This is a genomic window from Mycobacterium sp. E2479 (assembly GCF_001667925.1).
Taxonomy (GTDB): Bacteria; Actinomycetota; Actinomycetes; order Mycobacteriales; family Mycobacteriaceae; genus Mycobacterium.
Map to the genome: position 1 here is coordinate 42,103 of NZ_LZJR01000014.1, position 7,733 is coordinate 49,835.

Genomic DNA, 7,733 nt, shown 5'->3' on the forward strand with positions numbered 1-7,733 from the left:
GGTCCCGTCAGACGCGCTCGATCCCGCTAGATGGGCGCGGGCGCGACTCAGACCTCGAGGCGTCGACCGCCGTTCCTGACCGCTCTGCCGGGTCTCAGATTATCTGAGCGACCGCCTGTTCAAAGTACTGGTTGTATGCGAGGTAGACAGCCTCTTTCCCGCTCCAATCCAGGAACTCCTGAAATGCTTTGAATTCATGTTCTGTGGCTTCGGGGTAATTATAGAATTCGTCAAAGACTATCACAGTGCCCGAAACGATGTTATCGGCCAGCTGGTCGAAGGTCTCCTTTGCGGAAGCGTATAAATCGCAATCCATATGTACGAAGGCGATGGGCGTAGTTTTCAGAATCTGAGATTTGAACTGCGGAAGGGTTTCGTGAAACATGCCTTTCACCAGGCTTACATTGTGCAGAACCGGTGGCATCCACCCTTCAGTGTTGACCCGAAAGGTACCTTGGGGGACGGTAAGGTCGGTGCGAGCCCATTCTTCCGGAAGCCCGTCAAAGGAATCGAATCCCCAAATGCGTTGCTCCGGATTGAGCGCGGCGATGAAATTGATGGTCCTTCCCGTACACACGCCCATCTCCAGGTACGCGCCGCGCAACCTAACGGCATCGGAGCCGAACTTGAGCACGGCCGCATCGGTATTCAGAGGCTTTGCATCGGCAAAGTATTCCGTCACCATTGCGCGAGCCGCCGGTGAATCTCGATAATCCTTGTCCATCGGATAAAAGTTGAGAACCTGGTGCCCTTTATGCCACTCTTCGCTCGCGGAGGGCATCTTCACCAATCGGTCCCAGTCGAACCCGTTGCTACGCGCAAGTTCTGGGGTCATCTACGGTATCTCTTTACGTCGAACGGTTATGCGCACACCACGCCGTCCGCCACCACACCGATCGACATGAGCGACGCCATGGGGGGTGGAAATTCATGCGCTCAGCCTCCTCGCCGGATGACACGTCATGATTAATCGGCAGCGTAGAGGCTTGACGCGTAATCCACGGTGGAATTGAGGATTCCGGCGCTCGGCGCAGGAGGCCCGGTGCCCGCTCAACTCCTGCGTGTCATGTGCGACCCGCGTGGCGGATGAGCCGCATGTGGCGCTCGGCGGCGTTGCGGAAGCCGCCATTTGCCGCGGGCTTGCTTCACCTCGCCGCCGGTTTGCTTGGCGTGACGCCCGTACTGCGGTGAAATTGCTACGGAAACACTAAGAATTAAGATTCCGCCGCGACCGTGCGCACAGTACTGTTTATGTGCCAGCGTCTCCACTGTAGGTGTGCCAGCGTCTCCGTGAGGGTGAGGGATCGTGGGATCGCAGAAAGTCGTCGGTAGTCGGCCGGATCGACTTCCGTTGGTCGCGCGGTCGTCCGCGTTGCCCGCGAATATTTTGCAACTAGGCACTAGGTATCCCGGGGCCGCCGTGTTATTGGCGGTTCCAGTGGCGGTCGCCGGCTTCTGGGGCATGGTCACATGCCCGACCTTGGCCCTACCGCTGGTGTTGCTGGCTGGCGTGGCCCTGGTTTTGTTTGATTACCTGGCCGGCCCGTACAGGGCGGTGGAACAAAAGTCGCGGGTCGCCACCGGCACCCAGAAGCGGAACCTTCAGCCGCGCGCCAGCCAACCCACGACCCAGGTCGAGCAAAAGCCGTCGCGACGGGAATTGAAAGCCGAGGCGCGGGCGCAGAAAGAGGTGGCGAGGGCACAGAAAGAAGCCGAGGCAGCCGAAGCGTTCGCCGCCGAAGCCGAGGCAGAGGCGCAGGCACAAGCCGCGGCCGTCGAAGCGTTGGCCGCCAAAGCCGAGGCGGACGCGCAGGCACAAGCCGCGGCGGCCGAAGCGCGGGCCGCCGAAGCCGAGGCAGTGGCGCATGCAGAAGCTGCCGCCGCCCAAGCGCTGGCCGCCGACGCCGAGGCGGTGGCTGCCGAGCGGCGGGCACGGGCAGACGCGGCCGCAGCCGAAGCCTTGGCGGCGGAAGCTGAAGCGCTGGCCGCGGAAGCCGAAGCGCTGGCCGCCGAAGCGCGGGCGCAGGAAGAAGCCGCCGCCGCCGAAGCGCTGGCCGCCGAACCCGAAGCGGTGGCCGCCGAGGCCCGGGCACTGGCAGAGGCAGCCGAAGCGCAAGCGCTGGCGGCCGAGGCACGGGCACGGGAGCGGGCGCATGCAGAAGCCGCAGCGGCCGAAGCGCTGGCCGCCGAGGCGCGGAAGCGGGCAGAGGCCGCCGAAGCCGAAGCGCTGGCCGCCGAAGCTCGCAAGCAGGCCAAAGCCGCCGAAGCCCTGGCCCTGGCCGCTGAAGCCCGTAAGCAGGCCAAAGCCGCCGAACCCGAAGCGCTGGCCGCCGAGGCGCGGGCGGAGGCAGAAGCCGCCGAAATTGAAGCGCTGGCGGCCGAGGCGCGGGTGCGAGAACGGGCCCGCGCTGAAGCCGCCGAAGCCGAAGCCCGGGCCATCGAGGCGCGGAAGCGGGCAGAGGCCGCCGAAGCCGAAGCGCTGGCCGCCGCAGCGCGGAAGCGGGCAGAAGCTGCCGAAACTCAGGCCCTGGCCGCCGAAGCGCGGGAACGGGCAAAATCCGCCGAAGCGGAAGCGCTGGCCGCCGAGGCGCGGGCGCGCGCGGAAGCCGCCGAAACCCAAGCCATGGCCGCCGAGGCGCGGGCACGCGAGCAGGCGCGCGCAGAAGCCGCCGAGGCCGAAGCGCTGGCTGCCGAGGGGCGGGCGCGCGCGGAAGCCGCCGAAACCCGCGCTCGGGCTGCCGAGGTTTGGGCAGGAGCGCAAGCCGCCGAAGCCCAAGCGGTGGCGGCCGAGGCGCGGGCGCGCGCAATCCGGCTGCGGCTGGAGGCTGAAGCCAAAGCCAAGCGGCAAGGGAACAAACCGTAGTAAGCGGGCAGCTTGGCGTGTCGTTCTCCGGCACCTGGGTATCCCAGCGGACGTATGTCTACAGCACAAACACAATCGGATCAGCGTGAAATCGATAGCGTCCGGGGGACCGTCGACGCCATCTCCCAGGCTTTCGCAGCCAAGATTGTCGGGCAGCGCGACCTACGCGAGTCGCTCCTGATCGGCCTGCTCGCCGGCGGCCACGTCCTGCTCGAAAGCGTGCCGGGCCTGGCCAAAACCACGGCCGCGAAAGTGCTGGCCGAGTCGATTCACGGGCGCTTTCAGCGCATTCAGTGCACGCCCGACCTGCTGCCGAGCGACATCATCGGCACCCAGATCTACGATTCGGCGACCAATTCGTTCGTCACTCAACTGGGTCCGGTGCACGCCAACATCGTGCTACTCGACGAAATCAACCGATCCAGTGCCAAGACGCAGAGCGCAATGCTCGAGGCGATGGAGGAGCGGCAGACCACCATCGCCGGGCAGGTGCACCCCCTCGAGGATCCGTTTCTAGTCATAGCCACCCAGAACCCCGTCGACCAGGAAGGCACCTATCCGCTTTCCGAGGCGCAGACCGATCGCTTCCTGCTCAAGGAGATCGTGCGCTACCCCTCTCCGCAGGAGGAGGTAGAAGTCATGTCGCGGATCGACGCCGGCATCTACGACAAGGGACGGCCGACTGCGCCGGTAGTGAGCCTCGATGATGTTCTGCGCGTGCAGGAGGTGGTGCGCCATGTCCATATGGACCGTGCGCTGATGCTGTACGCCAGCCAACTGGTCGACGTCACCCGCCACCCCGCGCAAGCGTTGCCCAAGCAGATCGCGCGCCTGGTCGAGTATGGCGCCAGCCCACGCGCCACCATCGCGTTCTGCAAGGCGGCCCGGGCGCAGGCGGTGCTGGCCGGGCGCGCGCACGTGCTGCCCGAGGACATCGCGAACCTCGCGCACCGGGTGCTGCGGCACCGGCTCATCCTCGGCTTCGAGGCGGCCAGCGCTGACATCACCTCCGAGGTCGTGGTCGACGCGGCGCTGCGTGCTGTGCGCGTGCCCTGAGGTCATCTTGGGTAAGCATCTCAACCGCGCCAAGGCGCATTTCGGCACCGACACCCGCGGGTTACTCGAAGGCGGGCGCTACGCGCTATTGCATACGCGCAGCATGGAATTCGACGACCTACGCCCGTACGTTCCCGGCGACGACGTGCGAGACATCGACTGGAAGGCTTCCGCACGTTCGGGCGGCGTGCTCATCAAACGGTTCGTATCCGAAAAGCATCACAAGATCCTGCTGGTCGCCGACGCCGGCCGCAACATGTCGGCGCTCGCCCCCAGCGGGGAGTGCAAGCGCGACGTCGCCGCGCACGTCATGGGCGCGGTGGGATTGATCGGATTACGGCGATCCGATCAGATCGGCATGGTCTATGGTGACCGCCGCGGCTGCGTGAACATTCCGCAGCGCCGCGGCGAGTCGCACATCGAGGGCTTGCTGCACCGCTGGTACCAGCACACCACGACCCGTCCCGGCCGCAGCGACGTCACCGCCCAACTCGAGTACGTCGCAACGCATTACCGACATACCATGCTCATCGTCGTGGTATCCGATGAGCCCGATGTCGACGGCGGGCTCGACGATGTGCTCACCAGATTGACCGCGCGCCACGACATCATCTGGGCGATGGTGTCGGACATGCCCGCGGTGGGCCCCGACAACACCGACGGGTACGACGTCGCCACCGGTCGCTTCGTCCTGAACGGAGCCGACCTGGGCCCGCGGGTCGTCACCGCGTACCGCCGTGCCGAGCGGGCGCGCCGCGATCGCCTCGATGCGTTCCTGACCGCTCACGCCATTGCGCACGCGACGATCGCCGGCAGCAGGGATATCCGGCGCGAACTCGTTCGCCTGACCGAGGTGGCCGCGCGTGCCGGATGACCTGCTGCGCCACATCTTCGGTCCGCAGCCGTACTCGTTGTGCTGGCTGTGGCTGGCGGCCGTGCTGACTATAGCCGTAATGGCCTGGTATGCAGGCATTGTCATGTGGACATTGCCGTCACACCGATTACGGCGCATCCCGATCGTACGGCGAATGCACGGTTGGCTGATTCGCAACCGATTCGCACGCTGCGTACAGCGCATCGCACGCGAGCACGACGCCGAGCGGATGTCGGCTCCGACGGCATGCGCGGCAATCAGCCGGACGGTGCGCAGCTTTCTGCATCAAGCGACCGGTGCGCGCGCCCAGTACCTGCAGATCAACGCGATTGCCGACGGGGAACTAGCCCCGGCGGCACCGCTGCTCACCCAGCTCGGTGATGCACAATTCAATGCCGAATCGCGCATCAATGTCGCCGATATGAGTGCCCAGGCGCAGGAGTTGATCCGCGCGTGGACCTGACGTGGTGGCCGGTAGCTGCGGTCGGAGCGGCCGCTTTCATCGCAGTTGTCGCGCTGGCGGCGTTGCTTCCGATGACCGCAGCCCGGAGGCGACTGCGGCCATTGGCCAATGTCGCGCGGCTTACCCGGTTGCCCGAGTACGCGAAAGTGGCGCGGCTGCGCTCGCTCTCAACGATTGTGACGTTGGTGGTGCTGACGGTTATGTTCAGCGCCGCGACCTGGGCCGCCGCCCGTCCCGCCGTGCCGAGCAAGGATTTCGACGCCGCCCACCCCGAGGACATCATGCTGTGCGTCGGGCAGTCGGTGAGCGACGCGGCGACGACGGAGCTGCTCGACTACTTCGCGCGGCAGGCCGCGGCGTCCCCTCAGGGGCAACGCATCGGCCTGACATCGGCCAACCGGCGTCTGGTGCCGTTGACGCGCGACCATCAGTACGCCGCCGCGCGCTTCGGCGACTATATCGGTGCCCGCCAGGCGCTGTCGGCGTCGTTCACAGCGCCGGTTTCCTACACCGACTACGCCGCAAGCGTGAACGACGTTCTCGCGCTGTGCCTCTCTGGGTTCCCGTCCGCCGAGCAGCGCGGCCCTGACCGGCGCTCGGTCATCTACCTCGGTCCTGCGGATCTCCGCGCCGCCGGGGAGCAGCGTGCCGAACTGTTCACCGATGGCAGTGTCCGGGCCCTGGCCGAACACGCCCGGGCCCAAGTCAATGTGATCGACACGGCCCCCTCACCCACAAGCGGTGCGTTGGCCGCGCTTACCGAGCAGACCGGTGGCCGGTACGGTGCACCGGATCCACGATCAGTGGCCCTGGCACTCAACGAGATTCGCGCGCACAAGCCGCCGGCGCGCCGCGCCGACGGCACCGCTGTGACAGCGGACTTCCGGGATGCGCCGGTGGTGCCGCTGGTGATCGCCTTATTGTCGTCGGCAGTGCTGTCGGTGGCCCTACTGGTGTTGCGCCGATGACCTTTCAGCCCGTATTGCCCTGGCCGATCCTCGCCGTCGTCGCGGGCGCGCTATTGCTGGCGCGCTTGGTGGCGCTGCGGCAGGCGCTGCTCTCGGCCGGACGCCGAAGGCGGGCCGCGTTGCGATGGGCTGCCGTAACGCTTGCGGTGCTGATGCTCATCGCTGCGACCACCCGCCCGGCACTTCTCGATGACGGAAACCAACGGGGCGCAACGCCCGCCGGCGCGAATCTCAACGTGTTTCTCGTCGTCGATCGCTCGGCTTACTCGGGGGTCGAGAACGACGGTTACGGTCAACCACGGATCGTGGGCATGCGCGAGGACATCGAGGCGTTGATCAAACGGTACCCCGCGGCACGGTATGCGCTCGTCGGCTTCGCCTCGAAGGCTTCGCTGGATTGGCCGCTTTCCGAAGATGTTTGGAGTCTGCGCCCAACCATCACGGCGCTCACCGCCCAGAGCCCGAGTCCCGATGCCGACGCGGGAGCGGCGGACAATGTCTTGCGATATCAGCTGATTCAGGCGACACAGCAGTACCCGGGTTCGCGCAACGTGGTGCTCTACTTCGGCTCCGGTGCGCCCGGATCGCGCGTGACACAAGGCGAGTTCAACCTCATACGGGGGTCGGTCGCCGGCGGAGCAGTGCTGGGTTACGGTCGCGCGGAAACGATCGATGAAGCCGAATTGCGAAGATTGGCAGCACAACTCGATGTCAACTACTTGCACCGCGACCTCGGAGCGCCCCTTCAGCCGCTCCTTCCCGATTCACCGCCCAGCCGCGTAGACGCCTCCGAACGCGCCGAGCTGTACTGGCTGCCTGCGCTGCTCGCGGCTGGGCTGCTGCTCGCGGAAATCTACCTGTCGGTCCGCGAGTTTCGTCGCGGTCGCATCGCGCGGCGGGACTTGGCGTCATGACACGCAGACCGGTGCGATTGCGGCTGCGGCGGCGGCTCTTCATTTATTCGGCGCCGGTCGTCGCCGCCGCGCTGCTGGTCGCAATCAAGCTGTTTGTGGTTGTGTTGGCCGGCAATTCGGCAACCCACGCCTTTGCGAGTGGCGACGCAACCGCGGTGCGGCGGGACGCGGCGATCCTCGGAGTCGTCAATGTGGTGGAACCGGCGAGGGCGCCGTTCGTCGCGGGCACGGCCGCCGTGCTCGGCGGTCGGTTAGAGGACGCCGACGCTCGCTTCACCGACGCGATGGCCCGCAGCGACAGCGTCGGTTCCTGCCCGGTGCGGGTCAATCTCGAGTTGGTTCGCGAGACTCAGGGCGACCGGGCCGCGGCCGCGGGGGACCGCGCACGGGCCGACGAACGCTACACGAGTGCGTTGGCCATCGTCGAAGCCGCGCCGCAGGGTTGCTTCGCCGGCAACACCGACCCGGACCCGCAGCGACACGCCATCCGCGACGAAGCCGCAAACCGATTGGCGGCCAAGAGGTCTGCACTCAGCGCCGCGCCGCCGACAGCGCCACCGCCGCCGCCACCATCGCCACCGGCGGCGCCACCCCC

At 66.6% G+C, this 7,733-nt stretch carries 8 protein-coding genes; 7 read left to right on the top strand and 1 reads right to left on the bottom strand.

Annotated features, from left to right (window positions below):
* Nucleotides 1-94 precede the first annotated feature (94 nt).
* On the bottom strand, nt 95-835 hold the full coding sequence (locus A5686_RS02235) for a TylF/MycF/NovP-related O-methyltransferase (RefSeq protein ID WP_067930440.1): 741 nt from the start codon (nt 833-835) through the stop codon (nt 95-97).
* A gap of 603 nt (nt 836-1,438) precedes the next feature.
* On the opposite strand from A5686_RS02235, the gene A5686_RS27005 reads away from it, so the two are divergent.
* From A5686_RS27005 to A5686_RS02270, 7 genes are all read left to right on the top strand, one after another.
* A complete protein-coding gene (locus A5686_RS27005) occupies nt 1,439-2,863 on the top strand; it encodes a hypothetical protein (protein WP_067930443.1) in 1,425 nt (474 codons plus the stop codon).
* Between the two features lie 54 nt (nt 2,864-2,917).
* Nucleotides 2,918-3,919, top strand: a complete 1,002-nt coding sequence (locus tag A5686_RS02245) for a MoxR family ATPase (protein WP_067930446.1) — start codon at nt 2,918-2,920, stop codon at nt 3,917-3,919.
* 7 nt (nt 3,920-3,926) lie between these two features.
* On the top strand, nt 3,927-4,793 hold the full coding sequence (locus A5686_RS02250; protein ID WP_067930470.1) for a DUF58 domain-containing protein: 867 nt from the start codon (nt 3,927-3,929) through the stop codon (nt 4,791-4,793).
* Nucleotides 4,783-5,256, top strand: a complete 474-nt coding sequence (locus A5686_RS02255; protein WP_067930449.1) for a hypothetical protein — start codon at nt 4,783-4,785, stop codon at nt 5,254-5,256. The genes A5686_RS02250 and A5686_RS02255 overlap by 11 nt, the downstream gene beginning before the upstream one ends.
* Nucleotides 5,247-6,224: a hypothetical protein gene (locus tag A5686_RS02260; protein WP_067930451.1), complete on the top strand. Its 978-nt coding sequence runs from the start codon at nt 5,247-5,249 to the stop codon at nt 6,222-6,224. The genes A5686_RS02255 and A5686_RS02260 overlap by 10 nt, the downstream gene beginning before the upstream one ends.
* Nucleotides 6,221-7,138: a VWA domain-containing protein gene (locus A5686_RS02265; RefSeq protein WP_067930454.1), complete on the top strand. Its 918-nt coding sequence runs from the start codon at nt 6,221-6,223 to the stop codon at nt 7,136-7,138. Before A5686_RS02260 ends, A5686_RS02265 begins: the two co-directional genes overlap by 4 nt.
* The coding region (locus A5686_RS02270; protein ID WP_197520449.1) for a hypothetical protein at nt 7,135-7,733 on the top strand (599 nt) is incomplete at its 3' end. The genes A5686_RS02265 and A5686_RS02270, both read left to right, overlap by 4 nt.

Excerpts from the sequence above, each read along its gene's own strand:
- A5686_RS02235 (WP_067930440.1), bottom strand. The coding sequence starts at position 835 with ATGACCCCAGAACTTGCGCGTAGCAACGGGTTCGACTGGGACCGATTG.
- A5686_RS02265 (WP_067930454.1), top strand. The coding sequence starts at position 6,221 with ATGACCTTTCAGCCCGTATTGCCCTGGCCGATCCTCGCCGTCGTCGCG.
- A5686_RS02245 (WP_067930446.1), top strand. The coding sequence starts at position 2,918 with ATGTCTACAGCACAAACACAATCGGATCAGCGTGAAATCGATAGCGTC.